The following is a 22,678-nucleotide window of genomic DNA, read 5'->3' as shown; positions in this document are numbered from 1 at the left end:
GGGGGCGGGCCCCTGCGCGTCGTCGTCGATCTCAACCGCTGCCAGGGCTATGCCCAGTGCTGCTACGCGGCCCCCGACGCATTCGTGCTGCACGGCCACGAGATCCTGTTCTACGATCCCGCGCCGCCGGCCGAGCGGCGCGGGGCGATCGAGCGGGCGGTCCAGGCCTGCCCGGTCCGTGCCATCCGCCTCCAGGCCGGCGCGGATGACGGAGAGACGCCGTGACCCCTGAGCCTGCCGGCATCGTCGTGGTTGGCGCCTCGCTGGCGGGCCTGCGCGGCGCGGAGGCCCTCCGGCAGGGCGGCTACGACGGCCCCCTGACCCTCGTGGGTGCCGAGCCCTACCGCCCGTACGACCGTCCGCCCCTGTCGAAGCACGTCCTCGCCGGCAAGCTGGAGGCCGGGGCGACGCGGCTGCCGGAACTCGCCCCCCTGCGGGCCCGCTGGCGGCTCGGGAGCGCCGCCGTGTCCCTTGATCGCGAGGCCCGCACGATCCGGCTCGCCGACGGTTCCGCCCTGGCATACGAGAAGCTCCTCATCACGACGGGAGCCGAGGCGCGGTCGTGGCCGACCGAGGCCGGGGGCGACCTCGCTGGCATCCACACGCTCCGGGGCCGCGACGATGCGGCGGCTTTGCGGGCGGCCCTGGCCGCCGGCCCGCGCCGGGTTCTCATCGTCGGCGGCGGCCTGATCGGGTGCGAGGCCGCCTCGTGCCTGCGGGACCTCGGCCTACCCGTGACCCTGATCGACCCGAACCCGACGCCCCTGGCCAACGCGCTGGGACTCTATGTCGGACGCGTGATCGCCGAATGCTTGCGCGATTCCGGCGCGGATTTCCGTCCCGGCGCGATGGTCCGGGCCTTCGAGGGCGATGCCGCGGGCCGGGTGGCGCGCGCCCGGCTGGCGGACGGACAGGCCCTCGAGACCGACCTCGTCATCGCGGCCCTGGGCGCAACCCGGGCCACGGGCTGGCTCAGCGGCGCCGGCCTCATGGCAGATCCCGGCGGCGTGACCTGCGACGAGGCCTGCCGGGCCCGCGATGCGGGCGGCACGCCCTGCCCCGACATCTACGTGGCCGGCGACGTCGCACGCTGGCCGATCCGGCTCTACGGCGGGCGATCGGTCTCGGTGGAGCATTGGAGCAACGCCGTCGAGCAGGCCGCTCACGCCGCCCGCAACATGCTGGCCGGCCCCGGAGACCAGCGCGCCTACGAGCACCTGCCGGCCTTCTGGTCGAGCCAGTTCGGCATCAACATCAAGCTGGTCGGCTTGGCCGGAGGCGCGGATTCGGTCGCCGTGGTGCAGGGCTCGCGGGCGTCCCGGCGCTTCCTCGCGGTCTACGGCCGCGCGGGGCGCAGCATCGGGGCCGTGTCCTTCGATCAGGCCCGCTGGCTGCCGGCCTACGCGGAGGCGATCCGGGTCGGCGCCGCGTTTCCGCCGATCGCGGACGCCACCGACCAGCCCCGCATCGAGACCGCCGTCCCCGGCTTCCCGGTGCCGCGGGCGACCGTTCCGGCGGCGCTTCCCGCCGAGGTCACGCATGCCTGACGACACGCTCTTCTCCGCCGTAATGGACCCGGCCAACCGGGCCGACCCATACCCGCTCTACGCACGCCTGCGGGAACGACCGGTCGCCCGCCAGCGCGACGGCAGCTACGTGGTGAGCACGCATGCGGCGATCCGCACCGTGCTCTTCGATCCGCGGCTCAGTTCGGAGGATCTACCGCCGTTCAAGCGCCCCCCCACCGGCAATCCCATCCGCGACTGGATCCTCAACCCGATCCGCAGTCGCATCGCCACCGCGCACCGGCCGCTGATCTTCCGCGATCCGCCGGACCACGACACTCTGCGCGCGGCGGTGATGCGGGAGTTCACCATCCCGCGCGTCCAGGGCCTGCGCGATCGTGTGGCCCGGGAGGTGGACGGCCTCCTCGATGCATGCCGCGGCCGCAGCGAGATCTGTCTCGTGGACCACCTGTCCTATCCGCTGCCCGTCTCGGTGATCTGCGAACTGCTCGGCGTGCCGGAATCCGACGAGCCCCGATTCCAGTCCTGGGCGACGCAGCTCGCCACGGCCCTCGAGCCGGACGCGCGCGGCGACGTCGAGACCCGCCGACGCACGGTGGCGGCCTTCGACGCGATCTCCGGCTACATGCGCGATCTCATCCGCGAGAAGCGCCGGCATCCGGCCGCCGACATGCTGAGCGGGCTCGCCGCGCCCGGGCCTGGCGGCCGGAAGCAGATGAGCGACTTCGACCTGATCGCCACCGCGATCCTGCTGCTGGTCGCCGGCCATGAGACGACGGTGAATCTGATCACCAACGCGATGCTGACCCTGCTGCGCCACCCTGCGGAGCTGGAGCGCCTGCGCGCCGATCCCGAGCGGGCCCCGCGGCTGATCGAGGAGGTCCTGCGATACGAGCCCCCGGTGCATTTCCGGACCCGGAAGGCTCTCGGGGCGATCCCGCTCGCGGGGGAGACGATCCCGAAGGGCGCGCCGGTCATTCTGCTTTTCGCCGCGGCGAACCGCGACCCCGCCCGGTTCGACCGGCCCGACCGGTTCGATCCCGATCGCCCGGACATCGAGCATTTCGGTTTCGGCGGCGGCCTGCACTACTGCGTCGGCGCGCCCCTCGCGCGGATCGAGGCCGAGATCGCCCTCGTGGCGCTGAGCCGCCGTCTCGTCGCGCCGCGGCTGATGCGGGATCCGCCCTACCGGCCCGGTGCCTCCCTCCGCGGTCCCGAACAGCTTCATATCGGCATCGACGGGATCGCCTGACAGGGCATCCGTCGACGGGCTGAACCGACGCCATCGGGGAAACGGGATCGATCTCCGTCCCCTCGCCCTGGTCGAGGTGGCACCCCGGCTTGCTTCGTGCCGCTCGCGAAAACGGCGATGCCGCGATCCGGGTGCGCCACCGGGCCTGGTCGAAGCAGCCTCTTTGGTAAACCCGACGTGAATGGCGACGTTTCACGTGAAACATTCGTAAACCATTCGGCCGGGAGCGGACCGTGTCCGCCGATCAACGGCGCACCGGCACCGGCCCGTGCAGGCCGGGCCAATCGGAATAACCGTTCGCGCCGCCGCCGTACCAGTACGCCTTCGGCGCCTCCGCGATCGGCGCGCCGGTTGCGAAGCGCTCCACGAGGTCCGGATTGGCGAGATACGGCCGACCGAAGCTGAACAGGTCGGCCCGGCCTTCCGTCAGCTCCTTCTCGGCCAGATCCAGGGTCAGGCCGTTATTGCCGATATAGGCGCCCTTGAACCTGCGACGCAGAGCGGTGAGATCGACGCCGTCCGGCGCGTCGCGGGTCTGCTGCGTCACACCCTCGATCGCGTGGACGTAGAGCAGGCCGAACCCGTTGAGCGCGTCGAGATAGGCGCCGTAGGTGGCATTCGGATTGGAATCGAGGGGCGTCTCGCCCGGCTGCGTGGTGGTCGGTGAGATCCGGATGCCGACGCGCTCACCGCCGCCCCAGACTTCGGTGACGGCCCGAACCACCTCCAACGGGAAGCGCAGGCGGTTCTCGACAGAGCCGCCGTATTGATCGGTGCGCCGGTTCGTCGAATCGCGCACGAATTGCTCGAGCAGGTAGTTGTTGGCGGAGTGGATCTCCACGCCGTCGAACCCGGCGCGCTTGGCGTTCTCGGCGGCCCGGCGATAATCGGCCACGATGCCCGGGATCTCGTCGGTCTCCAGCGCCCGGGGCGTGACATGCGCCTTCATGCCCGCGCGAGTGAAGGCGGTGCCTTCGGGCCGGATCGCCGAGGCCGAGACCGGCACACCGCCGCCCGGCTGGAGGTCGGGGTGCGAGATCCGCCCGGTATGCCAGAGCTGGAGAAAGATCAGCCCGTCGTTGGCGTGGACCGTCCGGACGATCCGGGTCCAACTCTCGACCTGCGCGTCGGACCAGATCCCCGGCGTGAAGGCGTAGCCCGCGGCCTGGGGCGAGATGTTGGTCGCCTCCGCGACGATCAGGCCGGCGCTCGCCCGCTGCCCATAATAGTCAGCGGCGAAGTCAGGCGGCACGCCCGCGTCGTCGGAGCGGCTGCGCGTCAGGGGCGCCATCACGACCCGGTTCTTCAGGTTCAGCGCGCCGATCGTGACGGGCTGGAGGACAGGGCTGCTCGGCATGGGGACTCGCGGGAGGATGGATCGGATCGTCGGGACCGCGCGGCGCGCCCTGGGACGCTGGGGTCTGGGACCCAAACGCGATCGGCAAGCGCGAGCGCGCGGCGGCCCGCCGGGCTGATAACCGGCGATGGCGACGGTCGGGTCCCGCATGGACCGGCTCGGGCAGGGGACTGCCGTCGCGCCCGCATCGGCCGGAACTTGGCCGTGCCGAGCCGGGCTTACTCCGTGAGATGGCTGGCTCCCAGCCATGGCATGATGACCTCTGGAGACGCCTGCCATGAAGGCCCTGTGCTGGCACGGACGGAACGATATCCGCTGCGACACGGTCCCGGACCCCGTCATCGAGGATGCCCGCGACGTGATCATCAAGGTGACGAGCTGCGCGATCTGCGGCTCGGACCTGCACCTGATGGACGGGCTCATGCCCACCATGGAGAGCGGCGACGTCCTCGGCCACGAGTTCATGGGCGAGGTGGTCGAGGTCGGTCAGGGCTTCACCAAGTTCAAGAAGGGCGACCGGATCATCGTGCCCTTCAACATCAACTGCGGCGCGTGCCGCCAGTGCAAGCTCGGCAACTACTCGGTGTGCGAGCGCTCGAATCGCAACGCCGAGATGGCCGCCGCGCAGTTCGGCTACACCACCGCCGGCCTGTTCGGCTACTCGCACCTCACCGGCGGCTACGCGGGCGGCCAGGCCGAGTACGTGCGCGTGCCGATGGCCGACGTGGCGCCCATGAAGGTGCCCGACGGCATGGACGACGAGTCGGTCCTGTTCCTCACCGACATCCTGCCCACCGGCTGGCAGGCCGCCGAGCATTGCGAGATCCAGGGCGGCGAGACCATCGCAATCTGGGGCGCCGGGCCGGTCGGCATCTTCACCATCCAGTCGGCCAAGATCATGGGCGCCGAGCGGATCATCGTCATCGAGACGGTGCCCGAGCGCATCGCCCTGGCGAGGAAGGTCGGCGCCACCGACATCATCGACTTCATGAATGAGGATGTCTTCGAGCGGATCAAGGACATCACCAAGGGCCAGGGCGCCGACGCGGTGATCGACTGCGTCGGCATGGAGGCGAGCGCCGGCCATGGCGGCATCACCGGCATGCTGTCCACCGTCCAGGAGAAGCTGACCGCCACCGAGCGGCCCTACGCGCTCGCCGAGGCGATCAAGGCGGTACGGCCCTGCGGCATCGTCTCGGTGCCTGGCGTCTACGGCGGTCCGCTGCCGGTCAACATGGGTTCGATCGTGCAGAAGGGGCTGACCATCAAGAGCGGCCAGACCCACGTGAAGCGCTTTCTGGAGACGCTGACCAAGCTAATCCAGGAGGGCAAGTTCGACATGACCTCCCTGATCACGCACCGATCCGAGAACCTTGCGGACGGCCCAGACCTCTACAAGACCTTCCGCGACAAGAAGGACGGCTGCGTGAAGGTGGTGTTTCACCTCTGAGGTGCGGCCGGGCGGTCGCACGCCGCCTGGCCTTACCGAGCCCCCGGGATGTCCGAAGCCCCGACAGGCTTGTGGGCACGCCCGGAGTTTGGTTGGGCGTGGGCCGCCGACCGGCGGCTGAGCCGATCATGGAGCGACGTTGACGCTTCGGCCGTCCGCGCCGAGAACGGCATCGAAGCTTGGCGCACGGCTGCGCCCGGATCGGCGGACGGTGCCATGTGCAACCTCTACAGCCTGCGGACCGGACCGGCGGATCTGCGCCGGGCCTTCGGGATCACAGAGGACCGCACCGGAAACCTGCCGTTGTTGCCGGCTATCTTTCCGGACCAGCTGGCACCCGTGGTGCTGAACGGCGCGTCCGGCCGGGATCTCGTCATGATGCGCTGGGGCATGCCGGGGCCGAAGGCGTTCGGCGAGCATCCGGTCACCAACGTGCGCAACGTGGCGAGCCCGCACTGGCGCCCGTGGCTCGGGGTCGCCCACCGCTGCCTCGTGCCGGTGACCGCCTTCAGCGAATACGCCGACACCAAGCCGCGCAAGACGCCGGTCTGGTTCGCCCTGGACGTGGATCGGCCGCTCTTCGCCTTCGCGGGGATCTGGCGCCCGTGGACGGGCGTGCGCGGGACGAAGCGCGAGAACCCCGACCGGGTCGCCGAGGAGCACCGGCTGTTCTCCTTCCTGACGACGGAGGCGAACGGCGTCGTCGGTCCGGTCCATCCCAAGGCGATGCCGGTGCTGCTCACGAAGCCCGAGGAGTGGGCGACCTGGCTCGAAGCCCCCACCGCCGAGGCCCTCCGCCTCCAGCGCCCGCTGCCGGATCTGGAGATGCGGGAGGTGGCCCGGGGGGCGCGGTCGGACGAACCGGAGCCGCAGCCCGCGGATTGAGCCGGGCCGATCCGCGCCGTCAGCCGCCCGCGCGCTCCGTCGCCAGCGCGGCCGCGGCGCCGCTCGGCGCCCATCCGCGTGCCCGCCAGCGCGCCACGACGGCGGTGTTGAGCCGGGCGATGCGGGCCCGATGAACCTCCCAGAACGAACGCGGGGCCGCCGGAGCAGGCGCCGCCCGGCCGTGCCGCGGGTCGGCCGCAGCCACGGCGGCGAGCCGCACCGGAACGGCCGACCGGCCGGGGCCGAGGCGCCCCTCGGAGTCGGACAGGATCGCCTGGGCGCGGGCGCAGTAGAGCTGCGACAGGCGCGACATCACCTCCGACCCATGGCCCGCCCGGTACTTCATCAGCGCGCGGCACAGGTCGCCGTCGGCCCGGCGCCATGCCTCCGCCAGGTAGCGCACGCCGTAGCGGACGTTGATCTCCGGCGCCGCCAGGTCCGCCACCGTGCCGCGGAATCCCAGCATCGCCGCGGTGGTGGGCCGGACCTGCATCAGCCCGACCTCGCCGACGCTGCCCACCAGCGCCGGATCGTAGCCGCTCTCGATCCGGGCGACGGCATCGGCCACGGCGACCGGAAGGCCGGTACCCGCGGCCTCGCGGGCGATGAGCGGGAGGAAGCGGGTACGCCCCTCCGGCACTGGCGCGGCGTGCGGCGGGACCGACGGCAGCGCCGCCATGCCGAGGGCATGCACCGCCAGGAAGGTCGCGGGCCGGGCCTGCGCGGGCGCGCCGGCAGCCAGCAGCACGAGGAGGACGGGAGAAGCGCGCATCGGCCGCCACGCGGGAAGGGCGGCGTCAGGGTTACGCGCGGCGTCTCAACGAAGCCTTAGCGCGCGGAGGCATCGGATCCCGGAGGATCGACCCCGGTCACTGAACCGCACCGCCATCCCGCGCCTGCAGCAGGCGCAGAGCCTCCCCCAGCACGGAGTGAAGATCCGCGACGCCCTGCGGCGAGAGGGGCAGACCCACGCGCTGGCCGTGTATCGTGTCGAGCACCACGACGGCGAGATCCTCGCCGACCAGCAGGCTGGGCCGTGGCAGGCAGAGCGGGAGGACGAAATCGCCCTCGGTCTCGCCGAGGGCATCCACCGCGTCCGTGGCGCGGAAGGGCGGCTTCGGATCGGTCATCGCACCCTGTCCTCGCGTTCGCCTCCGGGGCGGCGGCCCGGCAAGCGTGCCCTGGGGTCAATCCTGCTGCGGCGTGCGCAGCGACCGCACCGTGAGCGTGTCGATCTCCAGCGATCCGACCTTCAACGACCCGACCTCCAGGGAACCGACCCGGGCACGCGCCACCGACAGGCGGCCGATCGCGAAGGCGCCCAGCGCCACCGCGCCGATGGCCGCGACCCCGACGGCGAGCGCCCCCAGCGCCGAGGCGCCCAGGGCTCCCGCGCCGACGGCGCCCGACCCGAGCGCCGCACTCTCACGGGTCGCCACCGACCCGGGCGGGATCGCGCCAACCGCCTCCTCGGGGATCCTGGACGCGCTCATACAAGGTCCTTCAACACCCGACTCGCATAACGATGCTATACCCGACGTTAACCGCGTTTTCACGCCGCCCGCGGACGATCCAGGCCGGCCCGGACAGGCTTCCGCGGCCCGAGAGGACGGCGCCCGTGCAGCATCTGTTTCAGGCCATCACGATCTTCGCCTGCGGCTGCGTGCTGATCCATGCCGGGCGCGCCTATGCCCGGGCGACCACGGTGCTGCTCTCGACCACCGCATTGATGCTGAGCCTGACCCTGGGCACCGTGCTCTGCCAGCGGATCGGTCTGCCCACGGGTTCTGCCGAGGCCGGCGCCCTGTTGTACGGGCCGCCGACCGGCCGGGCCGCTGAGCGGGCCGTTCAGGAGAGCCGCGTGCGGTAGGCCTCGGCGATCGTGGCCCCCGCCTCCGGGCGGGCTTCGTGCATGGGGATCCCGTGGCGGTCGCGCCTGACGGGTGCGGCGATCGCGGTCCCGTCAAGCCGGATCAGGGCCAGACGCGGATCGCCACGGGGCGGCGGACCAAGTCCCGGTCGGAGGTGATCGTGCAGCCCTCGACCCGCAGGCTCGCGTAGGTCAGGAGCGCCGTGTCGCCGACATCGTCGAAATTGCGCCCCTTGGCATCCGGATCGAGGAGCGACGGATAGGCGATCAGCGGGGCGGTCGCCGTGCAGGGATCGTCGTAGAGCGTGGCGCCCTCCACGAGCAGGCGCGGCGTGTCCCAGGCGAGGAGATCGCGGGAACTGGTCCAGTAGAACCCGGACCGCGCGAAGCCCTCGCCCGCCTTGGCCATGAACACGGCGATCCAGGCTCCCGAGCCGCGATGGCGGACCACGGCTCCGACCGGCCCCGGGAACGGCCCCACCGGCCGGCAGGTGGCCCGGTTGGGATGCGTGGCCCGATAGGGATCCGGGAAGGCTGCGGTGAAGCCGGTGCCGGTCCAGGCCCGCCAGCGCGTTGGGTCGGCGGGATCGTCGCTGCGGAACAGGCAGACGCCCGCCTCCTGATCGCTGCCGGGTCGGGTCCAGCCCGTGGTCGAGGCCAGGAAATACCGCTCTTTCCCGTCCGCGACGATGTTCGACGGGTTGAAGAAGCCCCGGTGATGCCCCTGGTCGATGTCCTGCCGGAACGGCGCGCCAGCGACCACCACGGGCGGGGTTTTCCGGAGGAAGCTCCGGCCGCCGTCCAGGGAGGCGGCGGCCGTGATCGTGTTGTACCAGCAGGCCATGTAGGTCCCCGCGGGACAGCGGCCGGGATGCTCGTTGGCCTGGTACTCGTGGTGGAGGAGCGCGGCCACGCGGCGGCCGTCTTCGGTCCAGGTGGCGGTGATCCAGGAGCGGTCATCGTAGGCCGCCGGATCGGACTTCTCGCCGGAATCGAGCACGACCGTGCAGTCGAGCCTGAGATGGCCGAGATCCGGGCCGCGGAGCGCCCGGTTGCGGTAATGCATGCCGTAGAGCGCCACGGCGCCGGAGGCGTCGCGGAAGGCGCGGGCCGGCGCGTCCGGGACGTCGGCGCCGTCGCAGGCGTCGCGACCGGCCTTGAAGACGATCGCGGGCGGGCCGACCAGGGTCAGGGCCGAGAGCGGCGGATCGGACGCGGCGGGGGCCGAGACAGGGAGAAGACCGGTCAGGATTAGCAGTGCCGCGCCTGCGACACGCGACGCCCTCCCTCCCCCCTCAGCGGGGGAGGGTGGCCCCCGAAGGGGGTCGGGAGAGGGGAGCGACGGTGCGGGATGTGGCTGTGTCCGTCTTGAAGGTCGCGCCTTCTCCTGAAACCGCGCTCCCCTCTCCCGACCCCCGCTGACGCAGCGGCCACCCTCCCCCGCAGAGGGGGGAGGGAGATCCCGCAGCACTGTTCCGCCAGATCTGATGAACGACGCGACAGCGCCTCTGCAGCTCCACGCAGCAATCCTGATCGTCCAGTTCATCGCCGCCATCCGGCTGCGTCCCGGCCGCGCCTGGACAAACAGGACGAGATTCGCTTGAGAACCATTACAGAGTGCTTGCCGCCCGGCGGCACGTCGGCGGGATCCCCATGCTGCTCCTGATCCTCGGTCTCGTGCTGTTCCTCGGCACGCACGCTTTCTCGATGGCCCGCACCCGGCGCGCCGCGATCGTCGGCCGGATCGGCGAGAACCGGTACAAGCTCGGCTACACCGCCCTGTCGCTGCTGGGCCTGGTCCTCATCGGGATCGGCTTCCACGATTACCGGCTCGCCGGCTACATCCCGGTCTGGGATCCGCCGGTCTGGACGCGCCACCTCGCGCTCCTCCTCGTGTGGCTGGCCTTCATCAGCCTCGCCGCCGCCTACCTGCCGGGCCATATCCGCGCCCGGGCCAAGCACCCGATGCTGCTCGCCGTGAAGATCTGGGCGACGGCCCATCTCCTGGCGAACGGCGACCTGGGCTCGATGCTGCTGTTCGGCGGTTTTCTCGCCTGGGCGGTGGCCGCCCGGATCAGCGCCAAGCGCCGGGCCCTCGCGCCCGGGGCGGTGGCGGCCCAGCACGCGGGCCCGGCGGTCGCGCCGCACGGATGGCGCAACGACATCCTGGCCGTAGCGATCGGCACGGTCGCGTGGTTCGTCTTCGCCCGCTACCTGCATTATCCGGTGATCGGCGTGCCCGTCTGGCCGGGCGCGATGGCCTGAGACGCCGTCTGAGACACGGCCTGTCGCCAACCCGGCGCCCGTGTGTTAGGCGCGGGGCCCCATCGCGGTACTGAGGCGGCCGGCCGACAGAGGCAGGCCTGGAGACAATGGCCGAGAACAACGAGTTCCTTCGCGAGGTCGACGAGGATTACCGCCGCGACCGGATCCTCCAGATCTGGAAGCGCTACAGCGGCGTGATCATCGCGCTCGCCGTGCTCGTGGTCGCGGGCGTCGCGGGTTGGCGATACTGGCAGGCCCAGCAGCGCGCGGCGGCCGAGACCGCCTCGGTGCAGTTCGACGACGCCAACCGCCTCGCCAAGGACGGCAAGGCCGCGGAGGCCGACAAGGCCTTCGACGCCCTCGAGGCGCAGGGCCCGGCGGGCTACCGGCTCCTCGCCCGGTTCCGTGCGGCGGCCGAGACGAGCAAGCGCGATCCCGCGGCGGGAGCAGCGGAGTTCGACAAGCTCGCCGACGACAGCAGCCTCGGCGACGGGATGCGCGACCTCGCGCGCCTGCGCGCCGCCCTGCTGCGCCTCGACGGCCAGAACCCGGACGCGGCGCTGACCAATCTCCAGGGCTTGGCTGCCGGCACGCCGTTCCGCCACACCGCCCGCGAGATGCTGGGACTGGCCGCCCTGAAGAAGGGCGACTACGAGGACGCCGGCCGCTGGTTCGACCAGATCGTCGCCGATCCCGACACCCCGCGGAACCTGCGCGAGCGCATCGAGGTCTACGCGGCGATCGTCGCGGGCGGTCCCGTCACGGTGACCGAGGCCAAGCCCGAGCCGGCCGCGCCGCCCCCGCCGATCACGCGCTGATTTCTAACCGAACTTTTCGAGACCTATCATGGACATGCCGACCGTCGCGATCGTCGGGAGGCCGAACGTCGGCAAGTCGACCCTGTTCAACCGCCTCGTGGGCAAGAAGCTCGCGCTGGTCGACGACCGTCCGGGCGTCACCCGAGACCGGCGCGAGGGCGACGTCGCCTTCGGCGGCCTCCACTTCCGGGTGATCGACACCGCGGGGCTTGAGGAGGCGGACGAGCGGACCCTCACCGGCCGGATGCGGATGCAGACCGAGGCGGCGATCCTCGCCGCCGACGTGGTGCTGTTCGTGATCGACGCCCGCGCCGGCGTGCTGCCGACCGACCAGCCCTTCGCCGAGCTGGTGCGTCGGGCCGGCTGCCCGGTCATCCTGATCGCCAACAAGGCCGAGGGCGGCACCGGCCTCGCCGGCGCCTACGAGGCCTTCACGCTGGGGCTCGGCGACCCGATCCCGTTCTCGGCCGAGCACGGCGAGGGCGTGGGCGAGTTGCACGAGGCGCTGAAGGGCGCCCTGCCCCAGCGCGAGGACGACGAGGACGCGGACGAGGATGCCCCCGGCGGCCGCGCCCTGAAGGTCGCGATTGTCGGGCGCCCGAATGCCGGCAAATCCACGCTGATCAACCGCATGCTCGGCGAGGAACGGCTGCTCGTCGGCCCCGAGGCCGGTATCACGCGCGATTCGATCTCCCTGGACTGGGAATGGCGCGGGCGCCGCATCAAGCTGCACGACACGGCCGGCATGCGCCGCCGTGCCCGGATCGACGACAAGCTCGAAAAGCTCGCGGTCTCGGATGGCTTGCGCGCCGTGCGCTTCGCCGAGGTGGTGGTGGTGCTCCTCGACGCCACGATCCCGTTCGAGAAGCAGGATCTCACCATCGTCGACCTCGTGGAGAGCGAGGGCCGCGCCCTGGTGATCGGCCTCAACAAGTGGGACCTCGTGGCCGACCAGCCCGGCCTCCTGAAGCAGCTCCGCGAGGATTGCACCCGCCTGCTGCCGCAGGTGCGCGGCGTCTCGGTGGTGCCGCTCTCCGGGCTCGCCGGCGACGGCGTCGACAAGCTGATGCAGGCGGTGGTGCAGGCCTCAGAGGTGTGGGACCGGCGCATTTCGACGTCGCGCATCAACGACTGGCTGAATGAGGCGACCTCGCGCAACCCGCCCCCGGCGGTGTCGGGCCGGCGGATCAAGATCCGCTACGCCACGCAGGTGAAAAGCCGGCCGCCGCATTTCGCGCTGTTCGGCAACCAGCTCAACGCCCTGCCGAAATCCTACACGCGCTACCTCGTGAACGGCCTGCGCGAGACCTTCGACCTGCCGGGCACGCCGATCCGGCTCTCGCTCCGGACCTCGCAGAACCCCTTCGACAAGGGCTGAGCCGGAATCCGGATCAGCCGCGCCGTCGTTGCGAGCGGAGCGAAGCAACCCAGGCAGCGCGCCATCAGCGGCCTCGCGCAAACCTGGGTCACGTCGCGGCGCTCGTGATGACGATGCGGGTCTTCCACCCGAGGGACCGCAGGACCTCAGCGGGACGCCTCGGCGATCCAGTCGACCGCCGCCGCGAGGGCCGCGCGCTCGTCCTTCCCTTCCCGGAGCGCCGCCTCGTAGGCCGAGACCTGCCGGTCCGCGCTGGTCCCCTCGCCGACGATCGCCCGGGCACGCATCACCTCGGCGGCGCAGCCGAGCGCATCCGCATCCTCGGCCACGAGGGCGAGCACGTCTTCCAACGCCTCGGCGAACGGCACGGCCTCGCCCCGGGCCTCGTCGATCAGCGTCGCCCGCACGCCGCTGTGCTGGGCGCGCCACAGGTTCTCCGAGGCCAGCGCCCGCGAGACGCCGTCGAGCCCGGCATGGAGATCCGGCCGGCGCACACACAGGCGCACGAGGCAGCGGAACAGGGAGGCGAGGCACAGGGAATCGTCGAGGCGCGTGCAGGCATCGGCGATGCGCAACTCCAGGGTCGGGAACTTGATCGAGGGGCGCAGCGACCACCACAGGAAGCTCGCGTCTGCGATGGCGCCCGAGCGGGTCATGATGTCGACGAACCGCGCGTGGGCGGCGGCATCGGAAAAGATCTCCGGCAGGCCGGTGCGGGGCAGTTCTCCGAAGACGCTGAGCCGGTAAGCCCTGAGACCCGTCGCCTCGCCCTGCCAGAACGGCGAGGAGGCCGAGAGCGCCAGCAGCAGCGGCTGGAACGGCAGCAGCCGGTTCATCAGATCGACGCGGGCCTCCGGGTCCGGCACCTCCACGTGGACGTGCATGCCGCAGATGAGCGCCCGCCGGGCCGCGATCCCGACATCGGAGAGGATGCCCTTGTAGCGCTCGCCGTCGGTGGCGGTCTGTCGGGCCCAGCGCGCGAGGGGATGGGTGCCGCAGGCCAGCAGGCTCAGGCCGTTCTCCGCCGCGATCCCGGCGAGCTGCGCCCGCTGGCCGCCGAGGTTGTTCCGGGCGACCCGCGCGTCGCTGAGCGGCGGCGTGCAGACCTCGACCTGCGCGGCGACGAGTTCGCGCCCGGTCTCGGGCAGCTCCGCCTTCACCCGCGCATGGAAGGCCGCGAGGTCGCCGCGCGGCGTCCCGCGGGTCTCGGCATCGGCGAGGAAATACTCCTCCTCGATGCCGAAGCGGTAGCTATGGGCGCTCATCGTGGTCTCCGGAAACGCGACGCGTGCGCGCCAACGCGCCGGCCCACAGGAAGGTGCCGCTCAGGCCGCGCGCAAGGGGCCGCCCACCAGCCAGGCCGGGTCGAACCACCGGTCCGCCTCGCCGTCATAGGGCAGGCGCGTGATGTCCCAGTTCTGGATGTACTTCGCGTAGACGTTCCACACCGCGATCCCGCCGCCCACGAAGATCCGCCGGCCCGGATAGCGCCTGAGCACCGCTTCCGGATCCTCGTGGCTGCGGATCACGTCGATGGTACGATCCTTGAAGGCGAAGTCCGGCACCGAAGCCACCGTCTTCGGGCCGGCGATCAGCACGTGGCCCATGGTCAGCGCGAAGAAGCGCGTCACATCCTCCACGAAGAGCGGGTCGGTGTTGCCCTCCCAGGGCAGGTGGCCGTTGAGGCCGAGCTGGCCGCGAAGGCCGATCGCACAGATGCAGCGGACGTCGATCATCGTGAACAACTCAGAAGAACAGACCGGTCGGATCTTTCACCCGCCACCTCAGGATGAGGGGGTTGGTTGGCAGAACCCGAACCGATAACGGCCGGTCGGCTCATTCGGGTGCGCGGAAACCCAGCACCCGGTCGGTGGGAAAGTCGTAGAGCTTGCCGGTCTCGGTCCAGTCCGGCGCGGCGAGGCGCACGAAATGGGGGGCCAGCTCTTCGGGCGTCCGAAGCGTCTCCGGATCCTCGCCGGGCATGGCCGAGCGGCGCATGCCGGTGCGGAGGGGGCCCGGGTTGAGCAGCATGGCCCGGATCGCGGTGCTCTCGGTCTCGGCCGCGTAGGTGCGCACCAGGGCCTCCAGCGCCGCCTTCGAGACCGAGTAGGGACCCCAGTAGGGACGGCACTTGGAGGCCGCGCCCGAGGAGACGAAGATCGCGCGTCCCGCATCCGACATCCGCAGCAGCGGGTCGAGGGACCGGATGAGGCGCCAGTTGGCGGTGACGTTCACGTCCATCACCTGCCCCCAGATCTTCGGGGTGATGTGGCCGATCGGCATGAGCGCGCCGAGGATGCCGGCATTGGCGACCAGGATGTCCAGGCGCTTCCAGCGCTCGTTGATCGCTGCGCCGAGCCGGTCGATCGCCTCGTAATCCGACAGGTCGAAGGGTACGAGGGTGGCGCTCGAACCGGCGGCTCGGATCGCGTCGTCCAGTTCCTCCAGGGCGCCGACCGTGCGCGCCACCGCGATCACGTGCGCGCCCGCGCCGGCAAGCGCCAGGGCGGCGGCCCGCCCGATGCCGCGGGATGCGCCGGTGACGACCGCGACGCGGCCTTCCAGGGGTCTCTGAGACTCAGCCATGCGCCGGACCTAGCGCATTTCCGCGCGACGGGTCGAGGAATCGGTTTCAAAAGGTCTGTGACCCAGCCCTTTTAAGGTGTTTAAGCTGGGCCTAGGGACCACCACCCGTTGCTCGACCCGAGTGACAGGAAAAGCACTTCCCCCCTCCCCTTGCGGGGAGGGTCAGGGGGTGGGGTGGTGCAGAAGGCACCGTTGCGCGCGATCCTGCACCACCCCCACCTCCAGCTCCTCCCCGCAAGGGGGAGGAGAGCGCGCTCCGCCAGTGTCCCAGCGCTTCCGCAAACAGCTAAAAGGGCTGGGCTGAAGCCGTTTGGGATCCCGAAACCTCAGTCCGCCTCGGCCAGCATGGCGAAGCGCTTCGGGCCGGCGATGGAGAGATCCGTCAGGCCGGTCGGGTAATCGCCCGTGAAGCAGTGGTCGGTGTATTGCGGGCAGGCGGTGTCCCGCGCCTCCTCGCCCATCGCCCGGTACAGGCCGGGGATCGACAGAAAGGCCAGCGAGTCCGCGCCGATGTACTTGCGCATCCCCTCGAGGTCGTGGGTCGCGGCGAGCAGCTTCTCCCGCTCGGGCGTGTCGATCCCGTAGAAGTCCGGATAGGTGATCGGCGGCGAGGCGATCCGGAAATGGACCTCCGCGGCGCCGGCCTCCCGCATCATCCGGACGATCTTCACCGAGGTCGTGCCGCGCACGAGGCTGTCGTCCACGAGGACGATGCTCTTGCCCTCGATCGCCGCCCGGTTGGCCGAATGCTTCATCCGCACGCCGAGCTCGCGCACCGACTGGGTCGGCTGGATGAAGGTCCGCCCGACGTAGTGGTTGCGAATGATCCCCATCTCGAACGGGATGCCGGTCTCCTGCGCGAAGCCGAGCGCCGCCGGCACGCCGGAATCCGGCACCGGCACGACGACGTCGGCGGCCACCGCGGCCTCGCGGGCCAGCTCCCGGCCGATCGCCTTGCGCACGCCGTAGACGCTCTTGCCGTTTACCACGGAGTCCGGCCGGGCGAAGTAGATGTACTCGAAGATGCAGGGCCGCATCGGCACGGCGTCGGCGAAGCGGATCGACTCGATCCCCTCCTCGGAGATCACCACGATCTCGCCGTTCTCGATGTCCCGCACGAAGCGGGCGCCGATGATGTCGAGGGCGCAGGTCTCGGAGGCCAGCATGTAACGGCCGTCGAGCTCCCCCAGCACCAGCGGGCGGATGCCCAGCGGGTCGCGGGCGCCGATCAGCTTCTTGTTGGTCAGCGCCACGATCGCGTAGGCGCCCTGGATCGCCTGCAGGGCGTCGATGAAGCGCTCGATGATCCGCGGCTTCCGGGACCGGGCCGCGAGGTGCAGGATCACCTCGGTGTCGGAGGTCGACTGGGTGATCGCGCCGTCGCGCACGAGGTCGCGGCGGATCGACAGGGCGTTGGTGAGGTTGCCGTTGTGGGCGACCGCCAGCCCGCCGCTGGCGAGCTCGGCGAAGAGCGGCTGGACGTTGCGCAGGATCGTCCCGCCCGTGGTCGAGTAGCGCACGTGGCCGATGGCGGCGCGGCCCTTGAGGCGGGCGATGGTCTCGCCGTCCGAGAAAGAATCGCCCACGAGGCCGGGGCGGCGCTCGGAGTGGAACACCGCGCCGTCGAAGGAGACGATGCCGGCCGCCTCCTGGCCGCGGTGCTGCAGGGCGTGCAGGCCGAGCGCCACGATGGCGGAGGCTTCCGGGTGCCCGAAGATGCCGAAGACGCCGCACTCCTCGCGGAGCGTGTCGCCGTCGAGATCGAAATCGGCGGTGGGATTGGCGGCGTGTGACATGAGGCGGTCGATCACTCACGGGTCCCGGCGGCGACGGGCCGGCGCGCCGGCTGTCGCGGATGCAATCCGTTCGTTACCGGACCCGCTATCTAGGCGTTCCTGGCGAGGCGACCTACGGCGAATACCGCAGATCAGCGTCGCGTCGGGGTCGGCGCGGTCTCGGTCCGGCGCTGGGGCGCCGGGTCGGTCTCGGCGGGGGCGTCGGCGGCCTCGTTGGGCGGCGCGACGGCCTTCGGCTTCTTGAACTGCTTCAGGAAGCCCTCGGGATTCTCAGGGAGCTGCGCCACCAGGGCGTCGCCGGACTTCTCCAGCATCGGACGCGTGCGCGCCTGCGCGGCCCAGTCAGGCACCTTGCCCTGAACCAGCCAGGACAGGAACACCCACCCGATCACGCAGATCAGGAAGCCGCGCGCCGCCCCGAACAGGAATCCGAGCGACCGGTCGACGGCGCCGATCCGCGAATCGAGGACCACGTCCGAGATCTTCACCGTGATGATCGACACGATGATCAGGGTGCCGAGGAAGATCGCCGCGATGGAGGCGACCAGCGCCACGGTGTCGCTGTTCACGTGCTGCTTCACGGTGGGAAGGAGCATCGGGTAGAGCGTCCAGGCGACCGCGGCGGCGGCCACCCAGGCGACGATCGCCAGCACCTCGCGGGTGACGCCACGCACGGCCGCGAGCAGCGCGGAGACCGCGACGATGCCGAGCACGACGAGATCCAGGACGGTAAACGGCATCGTTGAGCTTTTTGGTACCCGAGGGGATGGCGCGTCGGCCGTGCGGCTCCCCCGGACCGCGGTGGATTTATACCAAGCCGGACCTCGGCCGTCACCCTGGCGTACGCGCCTCGGCCCGGGCCTGTGCCGTCGATGCATCAGCCCCGCCCGGCCATGACGCCGGACCGACCCGCCGGGGGCTCTGTTTACCTCGTTCCGATCGCCGGCCTGTTCGGCGCGGTGCTGATGATCTCGCTGGTGCTGGCGGGCAAGATCGTCGCGGTCGGCGGCCTGACCTTCACGGCGGCGGTGATCGTGTTCCCCGCCTCCTACCTGTTCGGCGACGTGCTGACCGAGGTCTACGGCTATGCCAGCACCCGCGCCGTCGTCTGGACCGGGTTCCTCGCCCAGGCGCTCTGGATCCTGGCCTACTGGACGGCCGCGGCCTTGCCGCCGGCGCCGTTCTGGCCCCACCAGGAGGCGTTCGAGGCGGTGCTCGGCGCGACCCCGCGGCTCGCCCTCGCCGGCCTCACCGCCTATCTCGCCGGCGAGTTCCTGAACGCCTACGCTCTGGCCAAGCTCAAGCTGCGCCTCCGCGGCCGCTGGCTCGCGGTGCGTCTCGTCGCCTCGACGCTGATCGGTCAGGGGGTCGATTCGGTGCTATTCATCGGGCTCGCCTTCGGAGGCCTCTATCCGGCCGCCGACCTGCTGGCCCTGATCCTGTCGGTCTGGATGCTGAAGGTCGCCTGGGAGATCCTCGCCCTCCCGCTGAGTTTGCCATTGATCGGCTTCCTGAAACGGGCCGAGGGACGCGACGCCTTCGATGCGGATACGGACTTCAACCCCTTCCGCCTGCGCGGGTGAGCCGCCCGCGTGAGTCGGGACGGCCGGGCTCCACCCGGGCGCCGTCCCGGTGCTATGGGTCCGGCTTGTGCTTCCGGGAGTCCCGACGTGAGCGGAAGGAGGCGGCCTGCGTGACCGAGGCCGGAACCGTGATGGATATCGGCGCGCACGGCGCCCGGCTGACGATCGACCTCGGGGCGATCGTGGCCAACTGGCGGACCTTGGCGGCGCGGGGCGCGGGCGCCGCCTGCGCCGCCGTGGTGAAGGCCGATGCCTATGGCTGCGGGATCGGCCGGGTCGGGCCGGCCCTGTGGACCGCCGGCTGCCGGACCTTCTTCGTCGCGCACCTGTCCGAGGGCGTCGCCGCCCGGGCCGCCCTGCCGGAGGCCGCCATCTACGTGCTGAACGGTCTGCCTCCGGGCGCCGCCGCCGCCTTCGCGGCGCACGGATTGCGTCCCGTCCTCGGCAGCGTCGAGGAGCTGTCGGACTGGGCGGCGTTCTCGCCCGTCCGCCGGCCGGCGGCGCTCCACGTCGACACCGGCATGAACCGCCTGGGCCTGTCCGTGTCGGAGGCCCTGGACCTCGCGGGCGATCCGCTGATCGCGGCCTCCGGAATCGATCTGCTCCTCAGCCACTTCGTCAGCGCCGAGAAGCCGGACGACCCCGTCAACGGCCGGCAGATCGCCGATTTCGGCCGCGTCCGGGCGGCCTATCCCGACATGCCCGCTTCCCTGGCGAATTCGTCGGGCGTCTTCCTCGCGGGTGCGCAGCACGACCTGCTGCGGCCGGGCTACGCCCTGTTCGGCGGCAACCCCACGCCGGGCGCCGCGAACCCGATGCGGCCGGTGGTCCGGCTGGAGGCGATGATCGCGCAGGTGCGGGACGTCGAGCCCGGCGCCAGCGCGGGCTATAATGGCCGCTGGACCGCCCGCGCCCCGAGCCGGCTGGCGACCCTGTCGCTGGGCTACGCGGACGGCTTTCCCCGGGCGATCAGCGGACGCGGTCAGGCGCTCGTCGGCGGCGTTTCCTGCCCGGTCCTCGGGCTCATCTCGATGGACCTGATCATCCTCGACGTCACGGCAGCGCCCGCGGCGCGACGCGGCGCGACCGCGGTGCTGATCGGCGACGGCCTCGACATCGATACGGTCGGCCGCGCCGCCGGCACGATCGGGTACGAGATCCTGACGGGTCTGGGTTCTCGTTATGTTCGAACTTATGTAGAGTCGCGCTGAGCCTTCCGTCGCGCATGACGGCCGCCCGACGATCCGGGGCGCCGCAGGCGAGCCCGGAATGCAGAACCGCCGCCGGTACCAAGTCCTGGCAGGTCGGCGGCTCTGGATCCCGGGCTCCGCGCTGCGGCCCCGGGAGACGCGATCCTATCGACGGCGCGACGCACGCATCGCGGACCTGACCGAGCCATGGCCAAGATCCACCAGACCTTCGTCTGCCAGTCCTGCGGGGCAGTCTACAACCGCTGGCGCGGGCGCTGCGAGGCCTGCAACGGCTGGAACACGATCGTCGAGGAGGCACCGTCGGCACCCGGCCAGTCCGGGCCCGCCGCCACCCGGCCGTCGCGCAACCGCGGCCGCGTGTTTCCGCTGGAGGGTCTGACCGGCGAGGCCAAGGAGGCGCCGCGCATGCCGTCGGGGATCGGCGAGCTCGACCGGGTCACCGGCGGCGGCTTCGTGCGCGGCTCGGTGATCCTGCTCGGCGGCGATCCCGGCATCGGCAAGTCGACCCTGCTGATGCAGGCCTCCGCGGCCATGGCCGGGACGGGCGAGCGGGTCGCCTACATCTCGGGCGAAGAGGCGGTGGGGCAGGTTCGCCTGCGGGCCGAGCGGCTGGGCCTGAGCGACCGGCCGGTGCAGCTCGCCGCCGAGACCAACGTCGAGGACATCGTCGAGACCCTGAGCCAGGGCCGGCCGCCCGCGCTGGCGATCATCGACTCGATCCAGACCATGTGGACCGAGACGGTGGATTCGGCCCCCGGCACGGTCACGCAGGTGCGCTCCTCCGCGCAGGCGCTGATCCGCTTCGCCAAGACCACCGGCACGGCGGTGATCCTGGTCGGCCACGTCACCAAGGACGGGCAGATCGCCGGCCCCCGGGTGGTGGAGCACATGGTCGACGCGGTCGCCTCCTTCGAGGGCGACCAGGGCCACCATTTCCGCATCCTGCGCGCGGTGAAGAACCGGTTCGGGCCCACCGACGAGATCGGCGTGTTCGAGATGACCGACGCCGGCCTGAGCGAGGTGCCGAACCCCTCGGCGCTGTTCCTGGCGGGCCGCGACCATCAGGCCGCAGGCACCGCGGTCTTCGCCGGCATGGAGGGCACGCGGCCCCTGCTGGTCGAGATCCAGGCGCTCGTAGCCCCCTCCTCCCTCGGCATGCCGCGCCGCGCCGTGGTCGGCTGGGACCCGAACCGTCTGTCGATGGTGCTCGCCGTGCTGGAGGCCCATGGCGGCATCCGCCTCGGAAGCCACGACGTCTACCTCAACGTCGCGGGGGGCCTGCGCATCACCGAGCCGGCGGCGGATCTGGCGGTGGCCGCCGCCCTCGTCTCGTCGCTGTCGGGGGCGGTGCTGCCGCCCGAGACGGTCTATTTCGGCGAGATCGGGCTGTCGGGGGCGATCCGGCCCGTGGCGCAGGCCGGCTCCCGGCTGAAGGAAGCGCAAAAACTCGGCTTCGCCAAGGCGCTGATCCCGCAGGGGCGCGGCGAAGGCGAGAAGGCGCTCGCGGTGGAGACGCTGCGCCACATCGCCGATCTGGTGGCGGGGATCAGTGCCGGGGCGCCGCGAAAGGGATCCGGCCAGCGCGGCCGGCAACAATCGCGCTACGCCGACGAGGAGATGTGAGCGCTACCCCCCGGTCACGCTCATGTGCCGCGGCACGGCCGCCGGGCGCTGGCGCTCGATGACGAAGTCGTGGCCCTTGGGCTTGCGGGTGATCGCCTCGACCACCGCCGCCGCCAGCACGGCATCGTCCTGAGAGGCGCGCAGCACCGCCCGCAGGTCGGCCGAGTCCTCCTGACCCAGGCACATGTAGAGCTGGCCCGTGCAGGTCAGGCGGACCCGGTTGCAGCTCTCGCAGAAATTGTGGGTGAGCGGCGTGATGAAGCCGAGCTTCCCGCCGGTCTCCTCGACGCGGTCGTAGCGCGCCGGGCCGCCGGTGCGGTCGGGTAGCGGCGTGAGGGTGTAGCGGGTCTCCAGGCGCTGCCGGGCGACCGAGAGGGGCAGGAACTGGTCGGTCCGGTCGGCCTCGATCTCGCCCAGCGGCATCACCTCGATCAGCGTCATGTCCATGCCGAGGCCGTGCGCCCAGGCGATCATGTCGGGGATCTCGTCGGCGTTGACGTCGCGCAGTGCCACGGCGTTGATCTTCACCTTCATCCCGGCGGCCCGCGCCGCCGCGATGCCGTCGAGCACCACCTTCAGGTCGCCGCGGCGGGTGATTGCCCGGAACTTGTCCGGGTCGAGCGTGTCGAGCGAGACGTTGATCCGGCGCACGCCGAGGCTCGCCAGCTCGTCGGCGTAGCGGGTGAGCTGGGTACCGTTGGTGGTCAGCGTCAGCTCTTCCAGCGCCCCCGAATCGAGGTGGCGCGAGAGCCGGCGGAACAGGTGCATGATGTCGCGGCGCACCAGCGGCTCTCCGCCGGTGATCCGGAGCTTGCGCACGCCCCGGGCGATGAACACGCCGCAGAGCCGGTCCAGCTCCTCCAGGGTCAGCAGATCGCGCTTGGGCAGGAACTCCATGTGCTCGGACATGCAGTAGGCGCAGCGCAGGTCGCAGCGGTCCGTCACGGAGATGCGCAGGTACGAGATCGCCCGCTGGAACGGGTCGATCAGCGGCGCAGGCCAGGCGGGCGCATCGGCCGCGAACATCCGCGGCGTCGGGGAGCTGTCATCGCGCATCGTCCGGCATATGATGCCCTAA

23 protein-coding genes are annotated in these 22,678 nt (G+C 71.3%); 12 read left to right on the top strand and 11 right to left on the bottom strand.

What is annotated here, in order from left to right:
- The first annotated feature begins 12 nt into the window (after positions 1-12).
- Genes MMSR116_RS10155 through MMSR116_RS10145 form a run of 3 tightly spaced genes read left to right on the top strand, consistent with a single transcriptional unit; the run spans position 13 to position 2,778 of the window.
- Positions 13-225 (top strand): ferredoxin, encoded by a 213-nt coding sequence (locus MMSR116_RS10155; protein WP_158169401.1) that lies wholly within the window; start codon positions 13-15, stop codon positions 223-225.
- The gene (locus MMSR116_RS10150; protein WP_158168676.1) at positions 222-1,547 is read left to right on the top strand and encodes an NAD(P)/FAD-dependent oxidoreductase; all 1,326 of its coding nucleotides are present in this window, start codon (positions 222-224) and stop codon (positions 1,545-1,547) included. The genes MMSR116_RS10155 and MMSR116_RS10150 overlap by 4 nt, the downstream gene beginning before the upstream one ends.
- On the top strand, positions 1,540-2,778 hold the full coding sequence (locus tag MMSR116_RS10145) for a cytochrome P450 (protein ID WP_158168674.1): 1,239 nt from the start codon (positions 1,540-1,542) through the stop codon (positions 2,776-2,778). The genes MMSR116_RS10150 and MMSR116_RS10145 overlap by 8 nt, the downstream gene beginning before the upstream one ends.
- A 244-nt stretch (positions 2,779-3,022) precedes the next feature.
- Here the strand turns inward: MMSR116_RS10145 and MMSR116_RS10140 are convergent, their stop codons facing one another.
- Positions 3,023-4,135, bottom strand: a complete 1,113-nt coding sequence (locus MMSR116_RS10140) for an alkene reductase (RefSeq protein ID WP_158168672.1) — start codon at positions 4,133-4,135, stop codon at positions 3,023-3,025.
- A 277-nt stretch (positions 4,136-4,412) separates the two neighbouring features.
- Here MMSR116_RS10140 and MMSR116_RS10135 point away from each other — a divergent pair, with 277 nt between their 5' ends.
- Positions 4,413-5,585: a zinc-dependent alcohol dehydrogenase gene (locus MMSR116_RS10135; protein ID WP_158168670.1), complete on the top strand. Its 1,173-nt coding sequence runs from the start codon at positions 4,413-4,415 to the stop codon at positions 5,583-5,585.
- Between the two features lie 216 nt (positions 5,586-5,801).
- Positions 5,802-6,470, top strand: coding sequence for an SOS response-associated peptidase (locus MMSR116_RS10130; RefSeq protein ID WP_158168668.1), 669 nt, complete (start codon positions 5,802-5,804; stop codon positions 6,468-6,470).
- Between the two features lie 19 nt (positions 6,471-6,489).
- Here MMSR116_RS10130 and MMSR116_RS10125 read toward each other — a convergent pair whose 3' ends face one another.
- The 3 genes from MMSR116_RS10125 to MMSR116_RS10115 all read right to left on the bottom strand — a co-directional run bounded on the left by MMSR116_RS10125 (position 6,490) and on the right by MMSR116_RS10115 (position 7,963).
- Positions 6,490-7,242 carry a lytic transglycosylase domain-containing protein gene (locus MMSR116_RS10125; RefSeq protein ID WP_158168666.1) on the bottom strand — a complete coding sequence of 251 codons (753 nt, stop codon included), beginning with the start codon at positions 7,240-7,242 and terminating at the stop codon, positions 6,490-6,492.
- A 97-nt stretch (positions 7,243-7,339) separates the two neighbouring features.
- A complete protein-coding gene (locus tag MMSR116_RS10120; RefSeq protein ID WP_158168664.1) occupies positions 7,340-7,600 on the bottom strand; it encodes a hypothetical protein in 261 nt (86 codons plus the stop codon).
- Between the two features lie 57 nt (positions 7,601-7,657).
- Positions 7,658-7,963, bottom strand: coding sequence for a hypothetical protein (locus MMSR116_RS10115; protein WP_244625633.1), 306 nt, complete (start codon positions 7,961-7,963; stop codon positions 7,658-7,660).
- A gap of 125 nt (positions 7,964-8,088) precedes the next feature.
- Here MMSR116_RS10115 and MMSR116_RS10110 point away from each other — a divergent pair, with 125 nt between their 5' ends.
- The gene (locus MMSR116_RS10110) at positions 8,089-8,340 is read left to right on the top strand and encodes a hypothetical protein (RefSeq protein WP_158168662.1); all 252 of its coding nucleotides are present in this window, start codon (positions 8,089-8,091) and stop codon (positions 8,338-8,340) included.
- Positions 8,341-8,443: 103 nt separating this feature from the next.
- Here the strand turns inward: MMSR116_RS10110 and MMSR116_RS10105 are convergent, their stop codons facing one another.
- Positions 8,444-9,598: a hypothetical protein gene (locus tag MMSR116_RS10105; RefSeq protein ID WP_158169397.1), complete on the bottom strand. Its 1,155-nt coding sequence runs from the start codon at positions 9,596-9,598 to the stop codon at positions 8,444-8,446.
- 395 nt (positions 9,599-9,993) lie between these two features.
- On the opposite strand from MMSR116_RS10105, the gene MMSR116_RS10100 reads away from it, so the two are divergent.
- The 3 genes from MMSR116_RS10100 (at position 9,994) to der (ending at position 12,801) form a co-directional block, all read left to right on the top strand.
- Positions 9,994-10,605, top strand: a complete 612-nt coding sequence (locus tag MMSR116_RS10100) for an NnrU family protein (protein WP_010685017.1) — start codon at positions 9,994-9,996, stop codon at positions 10,603-10,605.
- A gap of 107 nt (positions 10,606-10,712) precedes the next feature.
- Entirely contained in the window at positions 10,713-11,423 is a 711-nt protein-coding gene (locus MMSR116_RS10095) for a tetratricopeptide repeat protein (protein WP_010685016.1), read from the top strand.
- Between the two features lie 28 nt (positions 11,424-11,451).
- A complete protein-coding gene (gene der, locus MMSR116_RS10090) occupies positions 11,452-12,801 on the top strand; it encodes a ribosome biogenesis GTPase Der (protein ID WP_010685015.1) in 1,350 nt (449 codons plus the stop codon).
- 146 nt (positions 12,802-12,947) lie between these two features.
- Here the strand turns inward: der and MMSR116_RS10085 are convergent, their stop codons facing one another.
- The 5 genes from MMSR116_RS10085 to MMSR116_RS10065 all read right to left on the bottom strand — a co-directional run bounded on the left by MMSR116_RS10085 (position 12,948) and on the right by MMSR116_RS10065 (position 17,923).
- The gene (locus tag MMSR116_RS10085; protein WP_010685014.1) at positions 12,948-14,066 is read right to left on the bottom strand and encodes a carboxylate-amine ligase; all 1,119 of its coding nucleotides are present in this window, start codon (positions 14,064-14,066) and stop codon (positions 12,948-12,950) included.
- Between the two features lie 60 nt (positions 14,067-14,126).
- Entirely contained in the window at positions 14,127-14,537 is a 411-nt protein-coding gene (locus tag MMSR116_RS10080) for a dihydrofolate reductase (protein WP_010685013.1), read from the bottom strand.
- A 100-nt stretch (positions 14,538-14,637) separates the two neighbouring features.
- A complete protein-coding gene (locus tag MMSR116_RS10075; protein WP_010685012.1) occupies positions 14,638-15,387 on the bottom strand; it encodes an SDR family NAD(P)-dependent oxidoreductase in 750 nt (249 codons plus the stop codon).
- Between the two features lie 326 nt (positions 15,388-15,713).
- Complete coding sequence (gene purF, locus MMSR116_RS10070) at positions 15,714-17,183, bottom strand: amidophosphoribosyltransferase (RefSeq protein WP_010685011.1); 1,470 nt, start codon at positions 17,181-17,183, stop codon at positions 15,714-15,716.
- Between the two features lie 131 nt (positions 17,184-17,314).
- Positions 17,315-17,923, bottom strand: coding sequence for a CvpA family protein (locus tag MMSR116_RS10065; RefSeq protein WP_010685010.1), 609 nt, complete (start codon positions 17,921-17,923; stop codon positions 17,315-17,317).
- A gap of 132 nt (positions 17,924-18,055) precedes the next feature.
- On the opposite strand from MMSR116_RS10065, the gene MMSR116_RS10060 reads away from it, so the two are divergent.
- From MMSR116_RS10060 to radA, 3 genes are all read left to right on the top strand, one after another.
- Positions 18,056-18,766 (top strand): queuosine precursor transporter, encoded by a 711-nt coding sequence (locus MMSR116_RS10060; protein ID WP_244625632.1) that lies wholly within the window; start codon positions 18,056-18,058, stop codon positions 18,764-18,766.
- Between the two features lie 110 nt (positions 18,767-18,876).
- Entirely contained in the window at positions 18,877-19,977 is a 1,101-nt protein-coding gene (gene alr / locus MMSR116_RS10055; RefSeq protein ID WP_010685008.1) for an alanine racemase, read from the top strand.
- Between the two features lie 186 nt (positions 19,978-20,163).
- Complete coding sequence (gene radA, locus MMSR116_RS10050; RefSeq protein WP_039893734.1) at positions 20,164-21,600, top strand: DNA repair protein RadA; 1,437 nt, start codon at positions 20,164-20,166, stop codon at positions 21,598-21,600.
- Positions 21,601-21,603: 3 nt separating this feature from the next.
- On the opposite strand, the gene moaA is transcribed toward radA, so the two are convergent.
- Positions 21,604-22,626, bottom strand: coding sequence for a GTP 3',8-cyclase MoaA (moaA, locus tag MMSR116_RS10045; protein WP_010685006.1), 1,023 nt, complete (start codon positions 22,624-22,626; stop codon positions 21,604-21,606).
- Between the last annotated feature and the right edge of the window lie 52 nt (positions 22,627-22,678).

The organism is Methylobacterium mesophilicum SR1.6/6 (genome assembly GCF_000364445.2).
Lineage (GTDB): Bacteria > Pseudomonadota > Alphaproteobacteria > Rhizobiales > Beijerinckiaceae > Methylobacterium > Methylobacterium mesophilicum_A.
The sequence above is the reverse complement of the archived record's forward strand: the minus strand, read 5'-3'. Positions and strand labels throughout refer to the sequence as shown.